This is a genomic window from Vibrio sp. 1180_3 (assembly GCF_029478545.1).
GTDB lineage: Bacteria > Pseudomonadota > Gammaproteobacteria > Enterobacterales > Vibrionaceae > Vibrio > Vibrio aestuarianus.
The window spans coordinates 1-22,597 of sequence record NZ_SJFM01000038.1; the positions used below are offsets into that span (position 1 = coordinate 1).

23 protein-coding genes and 1 pseudogene are annotated in these 22,597 nt (G+C 41.4%); 11 read left to right on the top strand and 13 right to left on the bottom strand.

The window, feature by feature from the left end:
- The first annotated feature begins 109 nt into the window (after positions 1–109).
- The gene (locus tag EYW48_RS17800; RefSeq protein WP_277432768.1) at positions 110–397 is read left to right on the top strand and encodes a hypothetical protein; all 288 of its coding nucleotides are present in this window, start codon (positions 110–112) and stop codon (positions 395–397) included.
- Between the two features lie 51 nt (positions 398–448).
- Here EYW48_RS17800 and EYW48_RS17805 read toward each other — a convergent pair whose 3' ends face one another.
- From EYW48_RS17805 to napF, 6 genes are all read right to left on the bottom strand, one after another.
- The gene (locus EYW48_RS17805; protein ID WP_071233051.1) at positions 449–577 is read right to left on the bottom strand and encodes a TIGR02808 family protein; all 129 of its coding nucleotides are present in this window, start codon (positions 575–577) and stop codon (positions 449–451) included.
- 12 nt (positions 578–589) lie between these two features.
- Positions 590–1,168 (bottom strand): NapC/NirT family cytochrome c, encoded by a 579-nt coding sequence (locus EYW48_RS17810; RefSeq protein WP_053310660.1) that lies wholly within the window; start codon positions 1,166–1,168, stop codon positions 590–592.
- Positions 1,169–1,201: 33 nt separating this feature from the next.
- Entirely contained in the window at positions 1,202–1,657 is a 456-nt protein-coding gene (locus EYW48_RS17815; protein ID WP_053310661.1) for a nitrate reductase cytochrome c-type subunit, read from the bottom strand.
- Positions 1,658–1,730: 73 nt separating this feature from the next.
- Positions 1,731–4,220 (bottom strand): periplasmic nitrate reductase subunit alpha, encoded by a 2,490-nt coding sequence (gene napA, locus EYW48_RS17820; RefSeq protein ID WP_176246913.1) that lies wholly within the window; start codon positions 4,218–4,220, stop codon positions 1,731–1,733.
- Positions 4,217–4,522 (bottom strand): chaperone NapD, encoded by a 306-nt coding sequence (locus EYW48_RS17825; protein WP_168524595.1) that lies wholly within the window; start codon positions 4,520–4,522, stop codon positions 4,217–4,219. The genes napA and EYW48_RS17825 overlap by 4 nt, the downstream gene beginning before the upstream one ends.
- 2 nt (positions 4,523–4,524) lie before the next feature.
- Positions 4,525–5,019, bottom strand: coding sequence for a ferredoxin-type protein NapF (gene napF, locus EYW48_RS17830; protein WP_053310664.1), 495 nt, complete (start codon positions 5,017–5,019; stop codon positions 4,525–4,527).
- Positions 5,020–5,269: 250 nt separating this feature from the next.
- Between napF and narQ the strand changes: the two genes are divergently transcribed.
- The gene (narQ, locus tag EYW48_RS17835; RefSeq protein ID WP_176246915.1) at positions 5,270–6,988 is read left to right on the top strand and encodes a nitrate/nitrite two-component system sensor histidine kinase NarQ; all 1,719 of its coding nucleotides are present in this window, start codon (positions 5,270–5,272) and stop codon (positions 6,986–6,988) included.
- Complete coding sequence (locus tag EYW48_RS17840) at positions 6,975–7,607, top strand: response regulator (protein WP_171981276.1); 633 nt, start codon at positions 6,975–6,977, stop codon at positions 7,605–7,607. The genes narQ and EYW48_RS17840 overlap by 14 nt, the downstream gene beginning before the upstream one ends.
- Before the next feature lie 59 nt (positions 7,608–7,666).
- On the opposite strand, the gene dcuC is transcribed toward EYW48_RS17840, so the two are convergent.
- Together dcuC and EYW48_RS17850 are read right to left on the bottom strand one after the other, a co-directional pair.
- Positions 7,667–9,034 (bottom strand): anaerobic C4-dicarboxylate transporter DcuC, encoded by a 1,368-nt coding sequence (gene dcuC, locus EYW48_RS17845; protein WP_053310667.1) that lies wholly within the window; start codon positions 9,032–9,034, stop codon positions 7,667–7,669.
- Positions 9,035–9,330: 296 nt separating this feature from the next.
- The gene (locus tag EYW48_RS17850) at positions 9,331–10,458 is read right to left on the bottom strand and encodes a fatty acid desaturase (protein ID WP_171981275.1); all 1,128 of its coding nucleotides are present in this window, start codon (positions 10,456–10,458) and stop codon (positions 9,331–9,333) included.
- A gap of 176 nt (positions 10,459–10,634) precedes the next feature.
- Between EYW48_RS17850 and EYW48_RS17855 the strand changes: the two genes are divergently transcribed.
- Positions 10,635–11,168, top strand: a complete 534-nt coding sequence (locus EYW48_RS17855; RefSeq protein WP_053310669.1) for a GNAT family N-acetyltransferase — start codon at positions 10,635–10,637, stop codon at positions 11,166–11,168.
- 131 nt (positions 11,169–11,299) lie between these two features.
- Here the strand turns inward: EYW48_RS17855 and EYW48_RS17860 are convergent, their stop codons facing one another.
- A complete protein-coding gene (locus tag EYW48_RS17860; RefSeq protein ID WP_053310696.1) occupies positions 11,300–11,566 on the bottom strand; it encodes a DUF333 domain-containing protein in 267 nt (88 codons plus the stop codon).
- 227 nt (positions 11,567–11,793) lie between these two features.
- Between EYW48_RS17860 and EYW48_RS17865 the strand changes: the two genes are divergently transcribed.
- Entirely contained in the window at positions 11,794–12,741 is a 948-nt protein-coding gene (locus tag EYW48_RS17865; protein WP_171981274.1) for an exopolyphosphatase, read from the top strand.
- Positions 12,742–12,844: 103 nt separating this feature from the next.
- Positions 12,845–13,363, top strand: coding sequence for an NUDIX hydrolase (locus EYW48_RS17870; protein WP_168787038.1), 519 nt, complete (start codon positions 12,845–12,847; stop codon positions 13,361–13,363).
- Between the two features lie 82 nt (positions 13,364–13,445).
- Here EYW48_RS17870 and EYW48_RS17875 read toward each other — a convergent pair.
- Both EYW48_RS17875 and EYW48_RS17880 read right to left on the bottom strand, forming a co-directional pair.
- Positions 13,446–13,571: pseudogene (locus tag EYW48_RS17875) on the bottom strand (site-specific integrase); the annotation flags it as partial.
- 143 nt (positions 13,572–13,714) lie between these two features.
- Positions 13,715–13,963, bottom strand: a complete 249-nt coding sequence (locus EYW48_RS17880; protein ID WP_277432769.1) for a hypothetical protein — start codon at positions 13,961–13,963, stop codon at positions 13,715–13,717.
- A gap of 122 nt (positions 13,964–14,085) precedes the next feature.
- On the opposite strand from EYW48_RS17880, the gene EYW48_RS17885 reads away from it, so the two are divergent.
- Positions 14,086–14,925, top strand: a complete 840-nt coding sequence (locus EYW48_RS17885; RefSeq protein ID WP_277432770.1) for an alpha/beta hydrolase — start codon at positions 14,086–14,088, stop codon at positions 14,923–14,925.
- Positions 14,926–15,020: 95 nt separating this feature from the next.
- On the opposite strand, the gene EYW48_RS17890 is transcribed toward EYW48_RS17885, so the two are convergent.
- Positions 15,021–15,905, bottom strand: coding sequence for a hypothetical protein (locus EYW48_RS17890; protein WP_277432771.1), 885 nt, complete (start codon positions 15,903–15,905; stop codon positions 15,021–15,023).
- A 322-nt stretch (positions 15,906–16,227) separates the two neighbouring features.
- Between EYW48_RS17890 and EYW48_RS17895 the strand changes: the two genes are divergently transcribed.
- Genes EYW48_RS17895 through EYW48_RS17910 form a run of 4 tightly spaced genes read left to right on the top strand, consistent with a single transcriptional unit; the run spans position 16,228 to position 21,757 of the window.
- Complete coding sequence (locus tag EYW48_RS17895) at positions 16,228–18,027, top strand: extracellular solute-binding protein (protein ID WP_261916331.1); 1,800 nt, start codon at positions 16,228–16,230, stop codon at positions 18,025–18,027.
- A 9-nt stretch (positions 18,028–18,036) separates the two neighbouring features.
- Entirely contained in the window at positions 18,037–19,122 is a 1,086-nt protein-coding gene (locus tag EYW48_RS17900; RefSeq protein ID WP_274678850.1) for a microcin C ABC transporter permease YejB, read from the top strand.
- A complete protein-coding gene (locus EYW48_RS17905; RefSeq protein ID WP_261918677.1) occupies positions 19,122–20,165 on the top strand; it encodes an ABC transporter permease in 1,044 nt (347 codons plus the stop codon). Before EYW48_RS17900 ends, EYW48_RS17905 begins: the two co-directional genes overlap by 1 nt.
- Positions 20,162–21,757: an ABC transporter ATP-binding protein gene (locus tag EYW48_RS17910; RefSeq protein ID WP_274671808.1), complete on the top strand. Its 1,596-nt coding sequence runs from the start codon at positions 20,162–20,164 to the stop codon at positions 21,755–21,757. The genes EYW48_RS17905 and EYW48_RS17910 overlap by 4 nt, the downstream gene beginning before the upstream one ends.
- A gap of 18 nt (positions 21,758–21,775) precedes the next feature.
- Here EYW48_RS17910 and EYW48_RS17915 read toward each other — a convergent pair whose 3' ends face one another.
- Positions 21,776–22,567, bottom strand: a complete 792-nt coding sequence (locus tag EYW48_RS17915) for an EAL domain-containing protein (RefSeq protein WP_168524610.1) — start codon at positions 22,565–22,567, stop codon at positions 21,776–21,778.
- Between the last annotated feature and the right edge of the window lie 30 nt (positions 22,568–22,597).

The following is a 22,597-nucleotide window of genomic DNA, read 5'->3' on the forward strand; positions in this document are numbered from 1 at the left end:
CACGCTCAATGTCGTGCATCTGTTCGAGTTGCAGTTTCTGTTGAGGAGTCAGTGTGATTTTCATGGTTTGTAGCATGATCCTGATTCTATTGAAAATCAAGCATCTTCAATGATCACGGGTATATATGAATGGTTATTAACTAGCTCTGGCTTACGTTTTCTATTCTCACATCAAGATTTCAAGCAGCACTCGGTACGCATTGATCAAGCGCTGTGCTCAGCCGAACCACTGAATGCGTTACTTGGAATTGAAAGAGATTTGTACCTTTCTCATCACTATGTTCCTCTATTTTGGGGGAAAGATGAGATAACTCGTACTCAACAAGTTCAGGGGATACAAGTGCGTAAAACGGGTTACAGTGATTTTTGCAAACTATGGATTGCGCAACCTGAATAAAAAAGCCACCGAAAGTCGGTGGCTTAATATTATAATCTCTTTCTTTGATCGCTATTTGTCTTTACCTAGTGATAGTAACCATATCGAAAAAGCGGCAACAACTGCAAAACCGCTGAAGATAATAACGGGCATAGCGCTGTAACCTAGGATATGCCAAATAACCGATTCTAATGTACTCATGGGTTAATCCTTCTATTGCCAGCCTTCAACACCTTGCATGTCTGGTAGTTTATGAGCGATGCCTTTGTGGCAATCTACACACGTTTTTTCACCAGAAGCAAGTGCTGTCGAGTGTTGCTCAACACTACGTGGACCCTGTTCAGAGAAGTCCATGAACTCAAACTCATGGCAGTTACGACATTCAAGCGAGTCATTACTTTTCAAGCGCGACCACTCTCGTTCCGCTAAATGAGCGCGACGTGCTTGGAATTTTTCTGGTGTGCTAATTGTTCCTAATACGTAATGAGCAAACAGTTCTTTTGAAGCTTGTACTTTACGTACAATTTTGTCTGTCCATTCATGCGGTACGTGGCAATCAGAGCAGATAGCTCTTACACCTGAACGGTTTGAATAGTGTATTGTTTCTTGGATTTCAGCGACGATAGGAGCGTGGCAACCTGAGCAAAACTCTTCAGTGTTGGTGGCTTCCATACCAGTGTTGAATGCTCCCCAGAATAGAAGCCCGCCCGCAAAGCCCATAAACAAGACAATGCCAACGGCAGCCTTGCTCGGGCTTGTTAGTCGCTTCCAAAACGCTTTCAGTAATTTCATATATAGCCTCTTATGCTGTATTTATGGCTATGATTAGCGTAGCGAATCAACAGGTTTAAATTCGTTCTCAACCAATGGTTTTGCATCGGCTTGGGGAACGTGGCACTGCAAACAGAAGTAACGGCGCGGTGACACGTCCGCTAATACGGCATCATCACGGTTCACATAGTGAGTGACGCTGATTTTTGTCGCTCCCATCTCTTTTGCGTTTTTCCAGCTATGGCAAGAGAGACATTTATTAGCATTTAATGACACTTCATAGCCGCGAATATTGTGCGGAATGAGTGGTGGCTGGTACACGTATTCACTCTCTAACGCATGGTCACGAGGGTAGTGTTTAAAATCGTCCGCAGGGCGAGTATCTTCCAGTTGTGTTGCGCCTCGTAAAGATTCAAGCCCACCAGTGCCGCCAGGGTTTTCAAGCTGAGCTTGAGCTACCCCAACAAGTAATGCACTGACAGATAAAAGCGCGATTAGTAGTTTTTTCATCTTAAAATTCTCCGCCTAATGGCTCATTCTTTGAGCGGCTGCGCTGTGGCAGCCGATACATTCGTTAACGGGCTTATGCCACTTTGGTGATCTTAACTGGACACTTTTTGAAGTCAGTTTGCTTCGATAGTGGATCCGTCGCGTCTAAGATCAGCTTGTTAATAAGAATGCGAGCATCAAAGAACGGTACAAATACTAAGCCTTGAGGTGGGCGGTTACGACCACGAGTTTCAACTCGTACTCGAACCTCACCGCGTTTGTTTGAAATCAGTACTTCATCACCACGGCGAAGACCTCGTGATTTTGCATCTTCAGGATGGAGATAACACAATGCATCTGGTACGGCTTTATACAGCTCAGGTACACGACGCGTCATGGTGCCAGTGTGCCAATGTTCCAGTACACGACCGGTACATAACCACAAGTCGAATTCAGCATCAGGCGTTTCTGGTGGTGCTTCGTAAGGGGCTGAAATGATCCACGCTTTACCGTCAGGTTTACCATAGAAATCCCAGTCAGAGCCTTTCTTCGCGTAAGGATCCGAGCCTTCTTTAAAGCGCCATAGTGTTTCTTTACCATCAACCACAGGCCAGCGTAGTCCACGCACTTTGTGATAGGTATCGTAAGGTGCTAAATCGTGACCGTGACCACGTCCAAAGCTAGCGTATTCTTCAAATAGCCCTTTTTGTACGTAGAAACCAAAGTGATGAGCATCGTCATTCAATTCACGAGCTTCTTCAATTGGGAATTGGTCAACTTGTCCATTTTTGAATAGTATTTCAAACAGAGTTTTACCACGGTATTCTGGCGCTTTGGCGAGCAGTTCTTCTGGCCACACTTCTTCTACTTTGAAGCGTTTAGAGAACTCCATCACTTGCCATGAGTCAGATTTAGCTTCACCGACCGTGCCCACTTGTTGATACCAAGCTTGAGTACGACGCTCAGCATTACCGTAAGCGCCTTCTTTTTCTATCCACATTGCAGTTGGAAGAATAAGGTCAGCTGCTTGCGCGGTTGCTGTTGGATACGGGTCAGAAACGACAATAAAGTTTTCTGGGTTACGATAACCTGGCAAACGTTCTTCGTTGATGTTTGGGCCAGCTTGCATGTTGTTGTTACATTGGACCCAATAAGCGTTGAGCTTGCCATCTTTCAACATGCGATCTTGCAGTACAGCATGGAAGCCTGGCTTTGGTGGAATGGTGCCTTCCGGTAGTTTCCATGTTTTTTCAGCAATAGCACGGTGTTTTGGGTTGGCGACCACCATGTCAGCAGGCAGGCGGTGAGCAAAGGTACCCACTTCACGCGCAGTACCGCAAGCTGAAGGTTGACCCGTTAACGAGAATGGACTGTTGCCTGGAGTCGCGATTTTGCCCGTTAATAAGTGGATATTGTACACAAGGCTATTCATCCAAACACCGCGGGTGTGCTGATTCATACCCATGGTCCACAGCGACATAACTTTAATGTTTGGATCTGCATATTGTTTGGCGAGTGCAATCAACTTATCTGGTGCAACGCCAGATAATTCTGATGCTTTTTCGACGGTATAAGGGGCAACAGAAGCTTTGTACTCTTCAAAATTGATGGTCGTCATATCGCCAGAGTTAGCATTTTTTGCTGCTTTTTGCAGTGGATGTTCATCACGCAGACCATAACCGATGTCGGTAGTCGCTTGCTTGAAGTTGGTGTGCTTATTGACGAAATCCCAGTTTACCGCATCGTTTTGAATGATGTAGTTGGCAATAAAATTGGCAATAGCAAGGTCAGATTGAGGGTGGAAAATGTAACCGTTATCAGCCAATTCGAAAGAACGATGGTAGTAAGTCGATAGAACGTTGACTTTAACATGTGGGTGACTTAAACGGCGGTCAGTGATACGAGTCCAAAGCACAGGGTGCATTTCTGCCATGTTTGAACCCCAAAGCACGAATGCGTCAGCATGTTCGAAGTCGTCATAACAGCCCATTGGTTCATCAATACCGAAGCTACGCATAAAACCGACAACGGCCGATGCCATACAGTGACGTGCGTTCGGGTCGATATTGTTGGAACGAAAACCGGCTTTCATCAGTTTAACGGCAGCGTAACCTTCCATAACGGTCCATTGACCAGAGCCAAACATACCAACGCTGGTTGGCCCTTTATCTTTCAGTGCCTGTTTCCATTTATCAGCCATTACATCGAAAGCTTGATCCCATGAAACGGGAGTGAAGTCGCCATCTTTGTGGTATTGACCATCTTTCATGCGTAGTAGTGGCTGTTCAAGGCGATCTTTCCCATACATGATTTTTGAAAGGAAATAGCCCTTTATACAATTCAACCCTTTGTTTACTGGTGCTTCTGGGTCACCTTGCGTGGCAACTACTTTACCGTTTTGAGTACCGACCAACACCGAGCAACCTGTACCGCAGAAACGACAAGGAGCTTTATCCCAAGTAATTTTGGTTTGGTCTGTACTGGCAATCAGGTTAGTTGCAGAGGCAGGTAAGCTAATTCCTGCAACGGCAGCAGCCGATGCGGCCGCGTTTGCTTTCACAAACGCACGTCTTGTCATTTTCATACTTCACCCTCAATTTGGGAATGTTGTTTTCCATTGTCAGTATTCATTTCGTCTAGATCCGTCTCAATTTGGTGATACACCAAAACGGTACTGAGAACGTGCGGTAAATTGCCAATCGCATCAATTGTGTCAGTGACAAAACCTTGGTTTTCGGTTTCCAACACCACGACCATTTTTCCTTCTGGACTTTCACCATAAATTTCAGCGTTATCAAACGATTCGATTTGCGCTTTTATAGCGGCTAAGTGTTCGGGGACAACATGAACGACTAAGCTTGAAATGTGCACTTCGTTGAGCGACATACTTATCTCTCATTATTATTAATATGGTTTACACTGATGGCAGCGGTAGGGCAGAGAGAAACACAGGCTCCACATCCATTGCAGTCATCGATGTTTATAATGGGTTGTGCGACCTTGCCAATTTGCAATTTGAAGCTTATCGCCATTAATTCACAGGTTTCGCTACAACTGCGACATTCGACATTTTGTTCTGCTAAGCAAGCTTGGCTTATTGCGGCTTTAGCTAACCAAGGTGTTTCTGTTCTTGGTTTGAAAATAGGCTCAGGACAGGTATCGGCACATTGATAGCAAAAAGTGCATTCATCAATACGGAAATCAACCGTGGGAAACCCTCCATCACCATGTGTGATAATACGAGTTTCACAAGCCGCCAAGCAGCGTCCGCAGCGGGTACAGTCATCAGTGAATGCATTTGGTTTTGCAATCCAAGGCAGGCGGACGATATTGTCGTCAACATGATGCCTTGCAAAGAAACGTCTTTTTGATAAATCGACCAAAGTTATACACCCTGAATTTAATGTAACGACCAGTAACAAAAGCTTAGCTTGTGCTTAACAAATTTTCATTTATCTATATATAAATTGTAGTTTTTGTCATATTTGTATAAATACCTACAAGGGGGTAATTGGCGGGGTATGTTGTTTTAGATCAACAAATTCTGACGCGAGTGATCACATATTGGATGGTTTTCACGGCTTGCGTATAAATCGGATACAATATTTATAGCCATGAACTGGGAGTCATTTTTTGATACAAAATACGGGAAAATCGGTTACAAGTACGATTGCTAAAGCAATGTCGTTGATCTTGTTGCTATCGGTTGCGATCACCGGTTATGCAATTATTACTTTGGCCTCGTCGCTAAATGATGCGGAAGCGGTGAATGTGGCGGGGTCAATGCGCATGCAAAGCTATCGATTAGCGCATGATATTCACAGTAACTCGGCAGATTATCCTTCGCACATTTATTTATTTGAGCAATCTTTGTATTCATCTTCGATGAAAGCGTTGCAGCGTTGGCCTGTCCCTAAAGAGATCACTCAAGATTACTATCAGTTAATCATTCGCTGGCATCAGTTAAAAAAGGTCTTAAATAGCGAAAACAAAGCGCAATATCTTGATGAAGTCGCTCAATTTGTGGCTCAGGTTGATGGTTTCGTTTTCAAGTTGCAGCATTTCTCTGAACAAAAACTGATTAAACTTGCTTGGGTTGGCGGCATTGGCTTAGGTGGTGTTTTGGGGATATCACTGTTTGTCGTTCACTTTATTCGCAAAGAAGTGGTGGTTCCGCTAAGGTCATTGGTCACTGCCAGTGAACAGATTCAAAACCGCTCTTTTGATGTTGAACTGAATGTGACTAGCCACAATGAGATGGGGATTTTAACGCGTACTTTTAACCGAATGGCAAAAGATCTTGGGCAGTTATATCGAGGGCTTGAGCAGGCGGTTAACGAAAAAACTCATAAGTTAGAAAATGCAAACCAGTCGCTTCAAGTGCTATATAATTCTTCACAAGAATTAACAGCATCGCGTATTAGCCAAGATAATTTTCAGGCAATTTTAAGACACATAGTCAGTTTGGAAGGTGTGGTTTCTGCTCGGTTGGAGGTGCATGATGAAGAGGGGAAAAGCACTGTGTTGTCTCAAGGAGAGTGCAGCAGTGAGTCACCATTGCTATTGGCCCTTGGTGGAAAACAACTCGGTAACTTATATATCCAATACGGTTTGCCTTGTCCGAATAAAACATTGATTGATAACTTCGTACAAATTTTGTCGCGGGCTATTTATTACAATCAAACTCAAAAGCAAGCCGAGCAACTGATTTTAATGGAAGAACGTGCCACGATTGCTCGCGAACTGCATGATTCTTTAGCTCAGTCACTATCGTATCTAAAAATACAAGTATCCTTGTTAAAACGAGTCATCGGTCGACAGAATCAACACAGAGATGAAGCCAGCACTAAACAAATCATTGTTGATATCGACCAAGGTTTGTCGGGGGCTTATACCCAACTGCGTGAGTTATTAACCACGTTCAGATTAACCATACGCGAAGGTAATTTTGGTCAGGCTTTAAAAGAGATGCTGGAACAGCTTGGTTCACAAACTACAGCGCAGATAGTGCTGAGTAATAACTTATCTTCAATGGGATTAGACGCACATCAACAGGTGCATTTATTGCAGTTAATCCGCGAAGCAACGATGAATGCCATTAAACATGCCAGTGCCAATTCAATTACTATCTTTTGCGATCAATCCGATGAGGATGTGGTAGTTATGATTAAGGATGATGGTGTCGGTTTTGATAAACATGATGCTAAGTTGAATCACTATGGTTTAACGATTATGCAAGAAAGAGCAGCTCGATTGCATGGTGATTTATCGGTCATAGCTTCACCAAGTTCGGGATGTGAGGTTGTATTAAAATTTAAGAATTCAAAGGAAACACATTGTGACGACATGTAGAGTAATGCTGGTGGATGATCATCCTTTGATGAGGCGCGGTATAAACCAGCTACTGAGTTTTGAAGATGATTTTGCAATCGTAGCTGAAGCTAGTAATGGTATGGATGCGATAGCATTGGCTCATGAAACTGAGCCAGACTTAATTTTGCTCGATTTGAATATGAAGGGCATGTCAGGGTTAGACACGCTCAAAGCTCTGCGAGCCGATGAATCTAATGCCATTATTGTCATTCTAACGGTTTCAGATAATGCGTCAGATATTGAAGCGATCGTTAAACAAGGCGCTGATGGTTATCTTTTAAAAGATACTGAGCCTGACGAACTGATTGAGTTATTGAGAGATGCAGCGCGCGGTGAAAAGGCGTACTCGCAATTTGTAAGTCGCTACTTAAGTGAACGTGATGATCATGAAAATGTGTTTGATGCCTTAACAAGCCGAGAAATGCAGATATTAAAAGAAGTGGCAAAAGGGTATCGCAATAAACAAATCGCGGATCGTTTGTTTATTTCAGAGTCAACAGTAAAAGTCCACATGAAAAGTTTGCTGAAAAAGCTGAAAGTACCTTCGAGAACTGCTGCAACGATACTTTATCTAGAGTATTTTGGCGATAATCAATAGCAATTAAACAGTTATAAAAAGGGCGTTCAATTGAACGCCCTTAGTTTTTGGTGGCGGTGCTATGCCGTCATTGGTACAAGTATTACCGTACCGATAATAACGGTAATCAAGCCTAATAACACTGGCACAGAAGTACGTTTTACCACTTCAAATGGGCTGATATGCCCCATGCCAGCTGTTGCTACTACCACCCCAGAAACTGGTGAAATAGTACGGCCTAGGTTTGAAGCTTGAAGCATTGGGATAATCAGAAACGCTGGGTTGATGCCTAATTTAGCAGCTAAAGAAGGCGCAAGTTCTACAAACGCATAGAATGGTGCGTTACCTGAACCGGTTGCAATAGCGGCAGCGACAGTCAAACCAGTTAAAATGAGCATTAGCGCAACACCGCCAGCACCGGCAGATTCAGCAAGATGAAGTAGATTATCAATCGCGCCAATAGACATCAGACCTTGTGCAAATACACCAGCTGCGACTAACAGCATTACTACACCTTTAAAGGCTTCAGCCATGCCTTCGTAACATGATTCAAGATCTTGCAGGGTTTCTTTACCATTAAAACGTTTAGTCACGAAATCAATCAGTGCACCGAGGAAGATAGAGCCGACCACAATGGTGTAAATATCGAGGCTTAATCCTTCAATAGTCTCGCCGTTAAACAAGAACACACCGATAATGGGTAGAAAAGGTAGTGCAGCATAATAGGCTGGGGCATTGACCTCGATAGCTGACACATCAATTTTTTCCATTGGTGTATTGTCTTTCTTATCTAGGTATTTATTCCAGAAAAACGCTGCCGCAGCCATGACGATGATGGCACAAATCGATACAGGTAAAACGGTTTCTACGGCAAATACGTGTAACGGTAAGCCTGATTTTTCAGCCGCAATAACAACGTCGCCAGAAGTAGGAGAAAGGATGATCGCTGCAGGCGACGCACAAACGGCAACTGCTGCCGGGCGTGAAATACCCATTGCGGTCATCATTGGGAATAACGTCGCCATTAATAACACGCCAAGACCCGTTGCAGAACTGACAGCCAATGACATTAGACACGCTACAATATAAGCCGCAACAAGTAATACGTATGGAGATTTGATCACTGAAAGAGGCTTAGAAAATTGTTTTACAACGACATTATTGGCACCAATGTGAGTCATATACGACGCAAAACCACACAACAGCATGATTTGCATACCTAGGCCACCCCCACGGTATTGCAGCATATATTTCACGTACTCAAGCGAGTCGGTCACCATGTTGCCAGTAGAAGCAATTTTGGCAGGCAAAATTTTATAGCCCAATAATCCTGTTAATAAAAGCAGTAAGATACCTGCGGTCAATAATACGCCCGCAGGTTTGTATCCTTTTACAATGAAGTAACCAACGGCAACCGTTACCACTAAGCCAATGAGAAGCTCCAGCATTTAACTCTCCTGAAATTATGAAAATGTTCAACAATGTGTATCAATTTATGACAAGGAATTTACAGAAAAGAGTGTTGTAGCACGAGAGTAACTTGAACATTAGATGATCTAAAACAAGAAAAATATCACTTAGAAGCTTGGTTTAAAATTCTGGGATAGTGTTATGGATTTAGATGTTAAAACTATTGATGATATCAATAGTAAGGTTATATCTCGTGTGTTGTCATTTATGGAAAAGATGACAAAAGTCAGTGCAACAGGGCTGCCCCTGTTACACTAAAATATCATGATAGAATTTAAGAGTACTGACGAACGATAAGCTGCCAATTGGCTCTTTGTTGCTCTAATTGCTGTTTTACTTGTAGGTAACGTAGCTTAAGCAACGAATGCTCATATTTGCGTACCATATTATGTTTTTTACTTTCTAAGATCTGTTTTTTTAACTCGTAGTACTCATGCAATTGCTGAGTAAGGGAGTCAAATTCACGTTGAATATTCGCCATTACATGCTGATGGTTAGGTAGTGCCTCGATTTTCTTTTGTGTATTTTTGAGCGCCATTAAGGCTTTCGCTTTTTCTACTTTAAATTGAGGAGAAACGCGCAATTTACGAGCTAACCCAAACCAAGCACAAACTTTAATCAACCACTTTGTCGGATCATACTGCCACCAATAAATACCATTCCGGTAGTCATTTTCAAAAATATGGTGGTAGTTGTGGTAGCCTTCTCCGAAAGTGAAAAACGCTAAAATTCCATTGTCTTTCGCAGTGTTTTTATCGGTGTACGGTTGAGTTCCCCAAATGTGGGCCAACGAATTGATAAAAAATGTGGTGTGGTGGTTAAGAACCAGGCGTAGTGCGCCGACCACCAGAATCATACCAATCACGTCGTTATAAATCAGCCCTAAGGCAATAGGTACGCCAAAGTTCATAATGATGGCTAAGAGAACGTAGTGCTTATGTTGCCACATCACGATTTTATCTTTCTGCAAATCGCGGCAATTGCTGTAATCGGCATAGCTGTCATTATGATAATCACGTAGCATCCAGCCAATATGTGAAAACCAAAATCCCCGTTTTGCTGAATAAGGGTCTCTATCATTATTGTCGACATGCTTATGGTGTACACGATGATCAGAAGACCAATGTAGTGCACTATTTTGTAGTGCAAATGCACCACCTAAAGCAAACAATATCCGCAAAGACCAGTGTGCTTCATAGGCTTTATGAGACCAAAGTCGGTGGTAACCAGCGGTGATGGAAAGATTACAAAATGAGAAACAAACGACCAACCACAACCAATGCTCGAGACCATAGCCAAATTGCCATCCATATAAAGGCGCAGCGATAGCAGCCAACAAAAAGCTCGAGCTAAACACAAAAATATTTAACCATATCAGTGGTGGTTTTGAATTTGATTCCATAACAAAAAAGTCCTTGGGCTTACATGTGTTCGCTAGAATATCAGCGCACACATGTAAGTCAAATAAGTTTAGCTAATCTTTATGTAAAATGTGAACAGTATGTTTTGCTTTTTCCTTTGAAGCGAATAGTATAAAAGGCGACAATAATCCTTACAGGAAGTAATAAGGACTAGGATATGGAAATTAAAGTAGCTGAATATTGCGATTATGAACGAATTGCACAGCTTCATGCACAGAGTTGGCGCACCCACTACCAAGGTATTTTGGGCAAAGAATACCTCGACAATGATGTACTCGAAGACCGTTTATTGATCTGGCAAACACGCCTTATCAACCCACCATTTAATCAACACGTATTATTGATTGAAGAGGGCGGGTTATTGTGTGGTTTTATATGCGCTTTTGGTAATCATGATTTTGAAAAAGGGAGCATTATTGAATCCCTTCATATTGACGAAAACTACCGAGGTCGAGGTATCGGTCGTAAGCTCATTCAAGAGATGGTATCTTGGATTAATCACTACTTTCCTGACAGCGGTGTCTATTTGGAAGTGATGGCTGATAATAAGCAAGCCATTGATTTTTATGATTACCTTGAAAGTCAGCCTAAAAGCGAGCGTTTATGGCATTCACCCTGCGGAAATGACATAAAAGAGTGGGTTTATTCTTGGAAAAGCCCCAACGATTTACTGACTGCGGTTTCAGCTTGATTCTACTTCGAAAGACGTTGTGCGCATCATCTTATGTTATTCAATCTTTTCATCTCTAAAAACAGTTTAACCTAGAAATACGAGATACAGTAATCTGCACTACGGCCAGCATACGCTGGCCGTAGTGCAGATTACTGGTTTGCTTTATCTTGATGGTGATCGCGATAGTATTGCCACTGTTCTACTTTGTTGCCTTCTGACAATACACAATAAGTGACACGCATACCATTCTCAGTCACGGTTTCCAGCATACCGTTTTGCTGCACACAATATACTGCTGCTGGGTTAGAAATTGACGTGTATTTTTTTACTTTATATTGCTCGGAGTTGTTGGAAGAACAACCCATCAGCGCAATAGAAGCAATAATGGCACCTAAAAATAAACCGCTTTTTTTCATGATTTGACCTCGAGTATATTCAATGAGTGGCGTAGTGATATTGTAGAATAACTTTTTAAAAACCATTGTGTTAAGTTTGTCAAAAGATCGATGTCGTCTAGAATTAAAGCGTATAGCTGATAGGAAAGCATGAATTTAGTCTCATTACTCATCCACTTGTCTTAGAAATGCCAATGAAGGTGGGCTAGTGGTGAATAGAGAATAGCGCTTTTGTAAGGAAACGAACTATGTCTGAAACGCAGCAAGAACAAAGTAAATTTCGATTGGTGACACGCAGTGATTTTGATGGTTTAGTGTGTGCCGTTTTGTTAAAACGGCTTGATCTTATTGATGATATTTTATTTGTACACCCCAAAGATATGCAAGATGGCAAAGTGGAAACAACCGATCGTGATATTGTTACCAACCTACCTTATGTTGCCAATGCTCATTTGATTTTTGATCACCATTTGTCAGAAACGATCCGCAACGAAGGTGAACGTCCTAATCACATTATCGACCCACACGCTCCTTCTGCGGCTCATGTTGTATGGGAATATTATGATGGTAATAACACTTTCCCCCAAGAGTGGCAGGAAATGCTCATTGCTGTTGATAAAGGTGACTCAGCCCAATTTAGCCGTGATGAAGTATTAGATTCGACTGGATGGAATTTGCTGAACTTCTTAATGGATGCCAGAACAGGGTTAGGGCGTTTTCGTGAGTTCCGTATCTCAAACTACAATTTGATGATGGATTTGATTGAATATTGCGCAAGTCATTCTATCGACGACATACTTGCCTTGCCGGATGTACAAGAACGTATTGCTTTGTACCGTGAGCATGAAACGTTGTTCAAACAACAAATCCAAAGGTGTGCCAAAGTTTACGCTAACTTGGTATTTCTAGATCTCACTGCGGAAGAGACGATCTATGCGGGGAACCGTTTCATCATTTATGCGTTGTTCCCACAGTGTAATATCTCGATCCATAAAATGTGGGGATTCCAAAAGCAGAATATTGTGTTTGCAACTGGCAAGTCGATTTTTGATCGCAGCTCAAAAACTAATATTGGCGCACTGATGCTTAAATATGGTGGAGGTGGGCATCAAGCGGCGGGAACGTGTCAAATTGCGATAGAGCAAGCCGAGCAAGTTGAAAAAGAGCTAATCAAACAGATAACTACAGATGGTTAGTTTTTACTATTCGTACAGTAAAGCGCTTAACAGGCCCTGCCAGTCAGGGCTTTTGCGTATCTGGTATGTTAGTCTTTAGCAAAATTCAAAATGACTAAATGCTATGAGACACCTTAACACCCTAATTCATGCTGATATTGAGCACCTTGATAACAAAATTATTTTCCAACGAAATGCGGCAAGAGCAATAGTCTTAGATGGTGAAGATATATTGATGCTTTACACTGAACGCTACCATGACTACACCATTCCAGGTGGTGGTGTGGATGAAGGTGAAGATATTATCGCGGCTATGGTTCGCGAACTCCAAGAAGAAACTGGCGCTCAAAATATTCATTCAATTAAACCATTTGGCCTGTTTGAAGAGTTTCGCCCTTGGTTTAAAGATAATGCCGATGTCGTGCATATGCTCTCTTATTGCTACACCTGCAAAATTAATCGCCAATTAGGCAAAACCAATTACGAAGACTATGAGCAGAAAAATGGTATGAAGCCGGTTTGGATTAATATTCACGATGCTATTGCTCACAATGAGAAGACCATGGCAGAAAGCCCGAAAAAGGGTATGAGCATTGAGCGAGAAACGTTTCTGCTGCATTTGATTGCAAAAGAGCTGCTGTAGGTTAAAAACGTTTTAATGTCTTTAAAAACGCTAGATAGCATCCTCTGCTACCACTTTGTCGCCATTCTTTGGCGGCAAAGAATTCAAAGACTTTAGCTTCTCCCTTGGTAGTGAATTTCTTGCGAACACGCTTATCACTTCGCTCATTTGGATAGCATTCGCAGATCCAAGATTTAGTAGAACCATCTTTTAAATTACCGATAGACATAGAACACTAACACCAAGCTGTATAATTAGGGGGAAGTGGTTAAACAATGTTTTAAAATGTTGTGAGTGCAAAAATGTCAAGTTTTAGGATAGGGGCTCTTTTATTGAAAAAAAGAGCCTCATAATTTTGATGCTATTTATGATCTAACTTTTGAAAATGAGGTTCAACTTTTTAGATAACTTCGTGCATTGCGGGTTATCTTTGGATGGGTCGTACACTCCTTCGAAAGCGAGTAATCGTACTTCCATTCGCGCCCCAAAATATTCAAGCTGAACGAGTGGAGCATCTTCTTTTTTGATTTGATTGCTAAACGCATCCAGTAGAGAAGCAATAAAGTTTTTAACGGATTGGTCTGCGTCGTCGAGGTAGTGGGATAAGTTGTCTTGTTTCATTATTATTAAGCCTGCCAACATTGATATCAGTATTCATGAGGTCACAGCAACAGCGTTACTTAGCCTCCCTTTTTTATGAATGATTTATATTGAGCTCTCCAAATTTATCAAAGGAGAAATCAATGGAAATCAATCAAATTATCTTAAATGACAATCAATTTAGATTTTCTTTATATAAGAAGAATCAGTCGGAACAGTATGTCATTTTTTTACTCGGAGCTTTGCAGGATATCGAATCTGTTGACTCGTTTTCTCGAGCATTTTCTCAAGAGATAAACTGTTTAACTGTTGAAGTTCCGGGTACTGGTCGCACCAAGCCATTGGACTCAACAATCAGTATTAGAGAACAAACTTTAATGCTGTTAGATTTGATCCAGTATATGGATCTCAAAAAAGCGCACATCATCGCTTTTTCTTATGCGACCGCTATTTCTGTCGAGCTTTGTAATATCTGGCCGTATGTTACCAGTCTGTCAATTTGCGGCGGTGTCCCTGGTATACCTAAATCCGGTCGTTATGCCACAAAGCAAATGATTGCTGCAGCAATGCAGGGGCCAGAAGTATTTGCTAAAGTTTTTACTCGTTCTTTATCTGTTGATAATCCAGAAATTCCGAAAAATAAGGCCATACAAAGAGCAACAGAGAGAAGTATATCTAAAATGACACCTGACAGAGTTGATGTGTTTTTTGAAAACTCCATTAGGTTATTAGTTCATAAACCATCAAATGTTGAAGATATAAATATCCCTTGTACTATATGTGTAGGAGAACTTGATCCATATGTAACTAAGGAAGTTGCATTTGAATTTTCACGAAAATTAATTAATTGCAATTTTTTAATTATTAAAAACGCAGACCATTTTATTCATTTAGAACATCCGGACAGATTATCTTCAATCTTGATTGCACAGGCAGCTTCATCTGTTGCTATCGAAAAAACCTTAAAAAACTTGTCTAGTTAACAGACATTATTTTTAAACTTATAGCCAATTCGGTCAACTTAAAACTCTGTGCATTTTAAGTTGACCATTTACACTGAAAAGTTTCATATCACATTTTACTTATATATATCTGATAAACTAGTCAAAATTTGAGTCATGGATTGCCGTTCATTTGATTTTAGCTTTCTTAGAGCCTCGACTATCAGTAAGTCTCGAATATGTTGTACTTGTCTGAGTTTGTGAAATTCAGGGAATTGCCTCATCTCACTGGTAAAGTTGACATGAGTATTGAGCTTAAAACCAAGTTTAACCCTAAAGCCAATGGAAACAGGAAAGTGTATGATTTTATTGGGTTTTTCTAACACCTCATATTGATATCTTGATAATCCTAGAACTCTTGATATTGTATCAATTGAAATGTCGTTTTCTTCTCTGAACCTCTTTACTGTTATTGCAACTGAATGATAGTAATCAATTGCAAATTCATTGATATCTAATACTGCTGGCGGAAATAAGCTACTGTAGTTTTCTATCACACCATACTCTGATTCAATAGCAGCCCTGAACGTGAGGAATTCTCGTCGTGATTCTTCACTTAATGTATAGCAAACCATGTTCAGAAAAGTATTGAATTGTTCTGTTGGTAGACGCCCAATACAGACCAGTGCTTCTACAGCATTGTCATCCATTCCACGGTAAAATTCTTTGAGTTTGAAGCCATAATAAAATGCAGTCATTGGAACCATTGTGACCCATGAATAGGCGGCCACAATATGAATAGGTCGCATAGAATGGTAACTTTGCTGCATATATCTTTTCAAGGTTCCACTATTGATGCCGGAAAAACGTTTATCTAGCGTCTTGAAAGTTAATCCTTGTGCTCGTCTGACGTATGACATAGCGATCGAAATATCTGAATCAATAGTTTTCAGCATTTCATCTAAGCGATCAATTTCTTGATCCGATACAGCTAAAGCTTTTGTGTTATCGAGGTTCGACATATAAATCCTAGGGGGATGTATTTAATCAAAAATTGAAATAAATTGGATAGGCATTGATATTGATGAAGTTCAGAAACACTATCAAGTTCTTTTTATAGAGTTTGTTTATATTGTTTCTAAGCGATACAAGAGGAAATTTCTGCATCTCATCGTTCAAGAGATGCTTTAGACCTCGCAACTTGCCTTAGCAAAGCGTTTCGGGCTTTCGTTAATTTGATTTTTCTCTATACTTATCCAAGTGACTGAATTATTGATAATTTAAACTAATGGAAAGTCATAGTTTAATAAGTAGAGGGATTCTAGTATGGGAAAAATCAAACCGATGGTATTGGGCATAGCACTCACACTTTTAAGTGGAGTGTCGGCCGCTAAAGTCATTGAAACGACCACCTTGGCTGGCTTTGGGCAAGCAAAATATCCTGCTGATTTTTCTCATTTCGATTATGTTAATCCTAACGCTCCGAAATATGGAAAAGTGACTTATGGGCAAATTGGCACTTATGATAATTTCAACCGCTTTGCATCACGCGGAGCGCCAGCGGCTGGTAGCGGCGAGCTCTATGACTCCTTGATGTTTTCACCCAGTGATGAGATTAACACCTATTATCCTCTTATTGCCTCTAACGTCCGTTATTCCGATGACTATAGTTGGTTAGAGTTAGATATTAACCCGAAAGCTAGGTTTCATGATGGCCATGCCATTACTGCCGAAGATGTGGAATTCACGTTTAATAAATTTATGGCAGAAGGTGTACCGCAGTACCGTTTGTTTTATAAACAAGTCAAGTCGGTGAAAGCGATAAAACCGTTGACGGTTCGCATTGAAATGTCAGAACCGAATCGCGAAAAATTGTTTAGCTTAGCGCAGTCAACTCAAGTTCTGCCAAAGCATTATTGGCAAGATAAAAATCTAGCTGAGCCACTAAATGAACCACCGCTTGGAAGCGGTGCCTACAAAGTGGTGAATTACCAGTCCGGGCAAACTGTGACTTATGGCTTAGTTGAAGACTACTGGGCGGCAAAATTACCAGTCAATATTGGCCGTAATAACTTCAAACAAGTTCAGTATGACTATTATCGCGATGATACCGTCATGCTAGAGGCGTTTAAGGCTGGAGAGTTCGATTTACGCCAAGAGAACTCTGCGAAATTTTGGGCCAATTCGTACGTGGGTGTAAATTTTGATAAAGGATATATCAAGAAAGAGGAAATTGCCCACGACAGTCCAGCTTCGACCCAAGGTTTTGTATTCAATATTCAACGAGACGTGTTTAAAGATCCTAAAGTTCGTGAAGCACTTAACTACGCGATGGACTTTGAGTGGATGAATAAAAATATGTTTTATGATCAATACACTCGTACTCGCAGTTACTTCCAAAATACCGATTATGAAGCGAAAGGGCTGCCAACTGAGCAAGAGCTTGAAGTACTTGCTGCATTTAAAGATAACATTCCACCCCGTGTATTTACCCAAGAATTTCACCCCCCCGTAACCGATGGGACAGGGCGAATCCGTGCACAATTACGTACAGCGTTCAAATTGTTAAAAGAAGCGGGTTGGGAGCTAAAAGATAAGGTCATGACTAACACCACAACCGGTCAGCCTTTTAGTTTTGAATTGTTGATTTACAGTCCAACGACAGAGCGTATAGCAATACCGGTGCAGAAAAACTTAAAGCTGATGGGTATTGAAATGAAAATTCGCACCGTAGATACCACGCAATACCTCAAGCGGTTGCGTGATCGTGATTTTGACATGTTGTCTTCTGCTTATTCGGCAAACCCATATCCTAGCCCGAACCTGATGATTATTTGGAACTCTCAATATATTGATTCTACTTATAATCGTGCTGGAGTGATGGACCCTGTGGTCGATAAACTCACCGAAGAAATTGCTGAAAATCAAGAAGCCCCAGAGAAACTACTGACATTAGGTCGAGCATTGGATCGCGTATTGCAGTGGAATTTTTACATAATTCCGCAATGGTATTTAAGCCAGTACCGCGTAGCTACATGGGACAAATTTGAACGACCACAGCTTATGCCGAAGTATGACATCGGTATTGATACTTGGTGGGTCTCTGAGCAAAAAGAGCAGCGACTACCAGAAAAACGTCGTTAAGAGGTTGTCATGGCAGCGTATATTTTCCGCCGATTGTTACTGGTTATTCCCACGCTGTGGGCCATCATCACCATCAATTTCTTTATTATTCAAATTGCGCCTGGTGGTCCTGTAGAGCAAGCAATCGCGCAAATGGAAGGTCACAGCGACGGTATCATGGAACGCTTTACTGGCGGCGGCAAAGAGGTGGATACTCCAATTTCTGGTGATTCTGAAGTCGGTTATAAAGGTTCACGTGGGCTTGATCCTGAAGTGGTGGAAGCGATTAAAAAGCAGTTTGGTTTTGATAAGCCCTTACATGTACGCTACGTTGAAATGCTTAAGAATTACATCACTTTTAATTTTGGTGAGAGCTTGTTTAAAGGTGGCAACGTTATTGACTTAATTGTCGAACGTTTGCCCGTTTCCATATCGTTAGGTTTGTGGAGCACTTTAATCATTTACCTTATTTCAATACCATTAGGCATAGTAAAAGCGATTCATCACGGTTCAAGGTTTGATATTTGGTCAAGTGCTGTTGTCATTGTGGGCTACGCGATTCCAGGGTTTCTGTTCGCGATAATATTGATCATCTTATTTGCGAGTGGTAATTATTTTAGTTGGTTTCCACTGCGTGGGTTAGTCTCAAATAACTTTTCAGACTTAACGTGGTATCAACAAATCGCTGATTACTTTTGGCATTTAGCCTTACCAATCTTTGCCATGGTGATTGGTGGTTTTGCGACTTTAAGCATGCTAACTAAAAATTCATTCCTTGATGAAATCAATAAACAATATGTGGTGACAGCAAGAGCTAAGGGGCTTGATGAAAATCGCATCCTTTATAAGCATGTGTTTCGCAATGCAATGCTGATTATTATTGCAGGTTTTCCGAGTGCATTTATCAGCATTTTTTTCACTGGCTCCATGCTTATCGAGGTGATGTTTTCTCTCGAAGGTATTGGTTTGTTGGGTTTTGAATCAACCATTCAACGTGACTATCCTGTTGTCTTTAGTTCTTTATATATCATGACGTTATTAGGACTTATTTTGAGTATCATCTCCGACTTAACCTATATATGGGTCGATCCGAGAATTGATTTTGAGGCGCGCTGATGATGTTAAAGCAAAAAGCCGCTAACCCACTCAACGCTATGCGTTGGCAACGTTTTAAATCAAATCGCCGTGGTTTTTATTCGCTGTGGTTATTTAGCTTATTATTTATCATTAGCTTATTTGCTGAGTTTATTGCCAATGATAAACCATTGTTTATTGAGTACGAGCAGCAGTGGTATTTCCCCACTTTTAACCAATATTCTGAGATCCAATTTGGTGGCGAATTTGCAACAGAGGCTGATTACACTGACCCGTATGTGACAGAACTGATAGAGGGAAAAGGTTTCATTATCTGGCCATTAGTTCGATTTAGTTACGATACCATAAATTTCAATATCACCAGTTCAGTACCGTCGCCTCCTGATGCTGAGAACTGGCTCGGCACGGATGACAAAGGACGCGATGTGTTAGCGCGGATTATTTATGGGTTTCGTATATCGGTATTGTTTGGTTTTGTGCTGACCATTGTATCTTCTGTGATTGGCGTTGTTGTCGGAGCAACACAAGGGTATTACGGTGGTTGGCTTGATTTACTTGGCCAACGTTTTATTGAAGTGTGGTCCGGAATGCCAACACTGTTTCTTTTGATTATCTTATCAAGTTTTGTAGAACCCAATTTTTGGTGGTTATTGAGTATCATGGTGTTATTCAGTTGGATGAGCTTGGTCGGTGTGGTAAGAGCAGAATTTTTACGCTGTCGGAATTTTGATTACGTTCGTGCAGCACAAGCGATGGGCGTCAGTGATAGGCGCATTATGCTACGTCACATGCTTCCTAACGCAATGGTTGCTTCATTAACCATGATGCCTTTTATTCTCTCTGGCTCTGTGACGACGTTAACATCGTTAGATTTCTTAGGCTTTGGTTTACCGGTTGGCTCGCCATCGTTAGGCGAGTTGCTTGCTCAAGGCAAAGCAAACTTACAAGCTCCTTGGCTTGGTATCTCTGCGTTTGTTGTACTTTCATTGATGCTGACTTTATTAGTGTTTATTGGTGAAGCGGTACGCGATGCCTTTGACCCACATCAGAATAGGATTGGATGATGACCCAAACCGTACTATCCATTCAAAATCTATCGGTTGGCTTTGGACGTAAAGAGCAGATAGAAGCAGTGACGCACCATGTTTCACTATCGGTCAAAAAAGGTGAAACCTTAGCATTGGTGGGAGAGAGTGGGTCAGGGAAATCTGTCACAGCGAATGCCATTCTTAAACTATTGCCCAAGGGATCCGCGCACTATTTAGATGGCCAAATTCTCTTCGATGGTGCGGATACTTTAACCTGTAGTGAACGGCAATTAAGAGCGATCCGTGGTGGACGTATAGGGATGATTTTCCAAGAGCCAATGGTGTCGTTGAACCCATTGCATAAAATAGGAAAACAGCTGGTCGAAATTGTAGAAATTCACCGTGGTTTGAGAAAATCGAAGGCTGAAGCGATGGCCATCCAATGGCTAGAAAAAGTCGGCATTCGTTACCCAGAACTCAAGATAAACGCTTATCCACATGAGCTTTCTGGCGGTGAGCGACAGCGCGTTATGATTGCGATGGCTTTGATTAATGAACCAGAGCTGCTGATTGCCGATGAACCAACAACAGCGTTGGATGTTTCGGTTCAAGCACAAGTGCTAGATCTGCTAAAAAACCTTCAGCAAGAACTTGGGATGGCAATGCTATTTATCACTCATGATTTAAGTATTGTGCGACGAATCGCTGATCGCGTTGCAGTGATGCAAAATGGGCAACTTGTTGAGCAGAACGAGTGTAAAACGTTATTTTCAGCGCCAAAGCATCCTTATACTAAGAAATTAATTGATTCAGATCCACGGGGCTTTCCTGTTGAGGTGAGCGACAATAGTACATCACTGCTCACATTAGATCAGCTGAAAGTGTGGTTTCCTATCAAAGGCGGGTTATTTAAACGAACGGTTTCATATATAAAAGCAGTAACCAATATGAAATTTGATTTAAAAAAAGGCTATTCGCTCGGAATTGTTGGTGAGAGTGGTTCAGGTAAATCAACCACTGGTATGGCAATTTTGAAGTTGGTCAGTTCCGAAGGATCGATTCGCTATCAAGGTAACGAATTACAGGGTATAGATCGCAAGGAGATGCTGCCTTATCGAAGTAAAATGCAAGTGGTGTTTCAAGACCCATTTTCTGCACTCAACCCAAGGATGTCAGTGGCGCAAATTATTGGTGAAGGTCTGAAAGTACATTGCAATTATGATGAAGAAACGCTCGATAGATTGATCTGCGAATCAATGCGAGAGGTAGAACTTGACCCTAATACTCGCCATCGTTATCCCAATGAGTTTTCAGGTGGGCAAAGACAGAGAATTGCCATCGCTCGGGCTTTGGTATTAAAACCTGAATTTATTTTGCTTGATGAACCCACATCATCATTAGATAGGACAATTCAAGCACAAGTATTGGATTTATTAAAATTGCTACAACAAAAGTATGGATTAACGTATCTTTTTATTAGTCACGATCTTCATGTCGTCAAATCGTTATGTCATTACACTATCGTAATGAAGCAGGGGGAAGTGGTAGAGCAGGGGGAGACGCAGCAACTCTTCTCTAATCCTCAACATCCTTACACGCAAGAGCTTATTTCATTCTCGCGGCTTTAGTTTAATCGAAGGGTGCGATTAAACCGCTATTTGGATTGAAGGAACAATGGATTCCGGTGTAGCAAGGAAAAAACCCTGGAACATATCGATATCAAGCTCTCTCATGGCATCCAATTGTGCCTGCGTTTCTATGCCTTCTATCACTGTGTTTGCGGAGTTTTGTTTTGCTAAAGCGATACCATCGAGCAAAGGTAGAGTATCTCCTCGCATGTACTGTAAAAGTAAGCTTCGGTCGAACTTAATGATTTCAGGCGCAATTAGGTTTACGCGCTCTGGCGTTGACGCATAAGTACCAAAATCATCGATAGCAATCGCAAAACCGTTATCAGCTAAGCGCTGAGTTGCTTGTTTTAGCATTGCTTCATTTTCAGAATCTATTTCGATAAGCTCCATAACCAATTGTTTGTGTTCAATATGTAGATCCTTCAGCCTCGTAATGAGTAATCCAGTATTTATATCACTCATGGCAAACAGCTCACTAGCAGCAGGCAGAACATTAAGGAATAAACGGCATTGTCGATAGGGAGATACAGCATAGTTACGTAAATGTATAGCACGACACAGCCTTTCAACATTCAGTTTGTCGATTGGGTTAATAGCATCCGAATGAAAAAAATGGCTAGGACGGATATTGGTATTATCTTGGGTACTTATTCTTGCTAGTGCTTCAACGCCCACGACAAGATCGCTTCGAGAAAAAATCGGTTGGAAAACACTGCGTAATAATAGGCCTTGGTAATGAGCGATGTATTGGCCATCAGCATTTAAAGAGATACATTTTGAAAATTGGTTCTTGGTGGTGAACAGCATACAATTTATGACATCCTATAGTTCATAACA

Coding starts and splice junctions, on each gene's coding strand:
- EYW48_RS17800 (WP_277432768.1), top strand. CDS start 110: ATGATCACGGGTATATATGAATGGTTATTAACTAGCTCTGGCTTACGT.
- EYW48_RS17805 (WP_071233051.1), bottom strand. CDS start 577: ATGAGTACATTAGAATCGGTTATTTGGCATATCCTAGGTTACAGCGCT.
- EYW48_RS17810 (WP_053310660.1), bottom strand. CDS start 1,168: ATGAAATTACTGAAAGCGTTTTGGAAGCGACTAACAAGCCCGAGCAAG.
- EYW48_RS17815 (WP_053310661.1), bottom strand. CDS start 1,657: ATGAAAAAACTACTAATCGCGCTTTTATCTGTCAGTGCATTACTTGTT.
- napA (WP_176246913.1), bottom strand. CDS start 4,220: ATGAAAATGACAAGACGTGCGTTTGTGAAAGCAAACGCGGCCGCATCG.
- EYW48_RS17825 (WP_168524595.1), bottom strand. CDS start 4,522: ATGTCGCTCAACGAAGTGCACATTTCAAGCTTAGTCGTTCATGTTGTC.
- dcuC (WP_053310667.1), bottom strand. CDS start 9,034: ATGCTGGAGCTTCTCATTGGCTTAGTGGTAACGGTTGCCGTTGGTTAC.
- EYW48_RS17850 (WP_171981275.1), bottom strand. CDS start 10,458: ATGGAATCAAATTCAAAACCACCACTGATATGGTTAAATATTTTTGTG.
- EYW48_RS17855 (WP_053310669.1), top strand. CDS start 10,635: ATGGAAATTAAAGTAGCTGAATATTGCGATTATGAACGAATTGCACAG.
- EYW48_RS17860 (WP_053310696.1), bottom strand. CDS start 11,566: ATGAAAAAAAGCGGTTTATTTTTAGGTGCCATTATTGCTTCTATTGCG.
- EYW48_RS17865 (WP_171981274.1), top strand. CDS start 11,794: ATGTCTGAAACGCAGCAAGAACAAAGTAAATTTCGATTGGTGACACGC.
- EYW48_RS17870 (WP_168787038.1), top strand. CDS start 12,845: ATGAGACACCTTAACACCCTAATTCATGCTGATATTGAGCACCTTGAT.
- EYW48_RS17880 (WP_277432769.1), bottom strand. CDS start 13,963: ATGAAACAAGACAACTTATCCCACTACCTCGACGACGCAGACCAATCC.
- EYW48_RS17885 (WP_277432770.1), top strand. CDS start 14,086: ATGGAAATCAATCAAATTATCTTAAATGACAATCAATTTAGATTTTCT.
- EYW48_RS17890 (WP_277432771.1), bottom strand. CDS start 15,905: ATGTCGAACCTCGATAACACAAAAGCTTTAGCTGTATCGGATCAAGAA.
- EYW48_RS17895 (WP_261916331.1), top strand. CDS start 16,228: ATGGTATTGGGCATAGCACTCACACTTTTAAGTGGAGTGTCGGCCGCT.
- EYW48_RS17900 (WP_274678850.1), top strand. CDS start 18,037: ATGGCAGCGTATATTTTCCGCCGATTGTTACTGGTTATTCCCACGCTG.
- EYW48_RS17905 (WP_261918677.1), top strand. CDS start 19,122: ATGATGTTAAAGCAAAAAGCCGCTAACCCACTCAACGCTATGCGTTGG.
- EYW48_RS17910 (WP_274671808.1), top strand. CDS start 20,162: ATGATGACCCAAACCGTACTATCCATTCAAAATCTATCGGTTGGCTTT.
- EYW48_RS17915 (WP_168524610.1), bottom strand. CDS start 22,567: ATGCTGTTCACCACCAAGAACCAATTTTCAAAATGTATCTCTTTAAAT.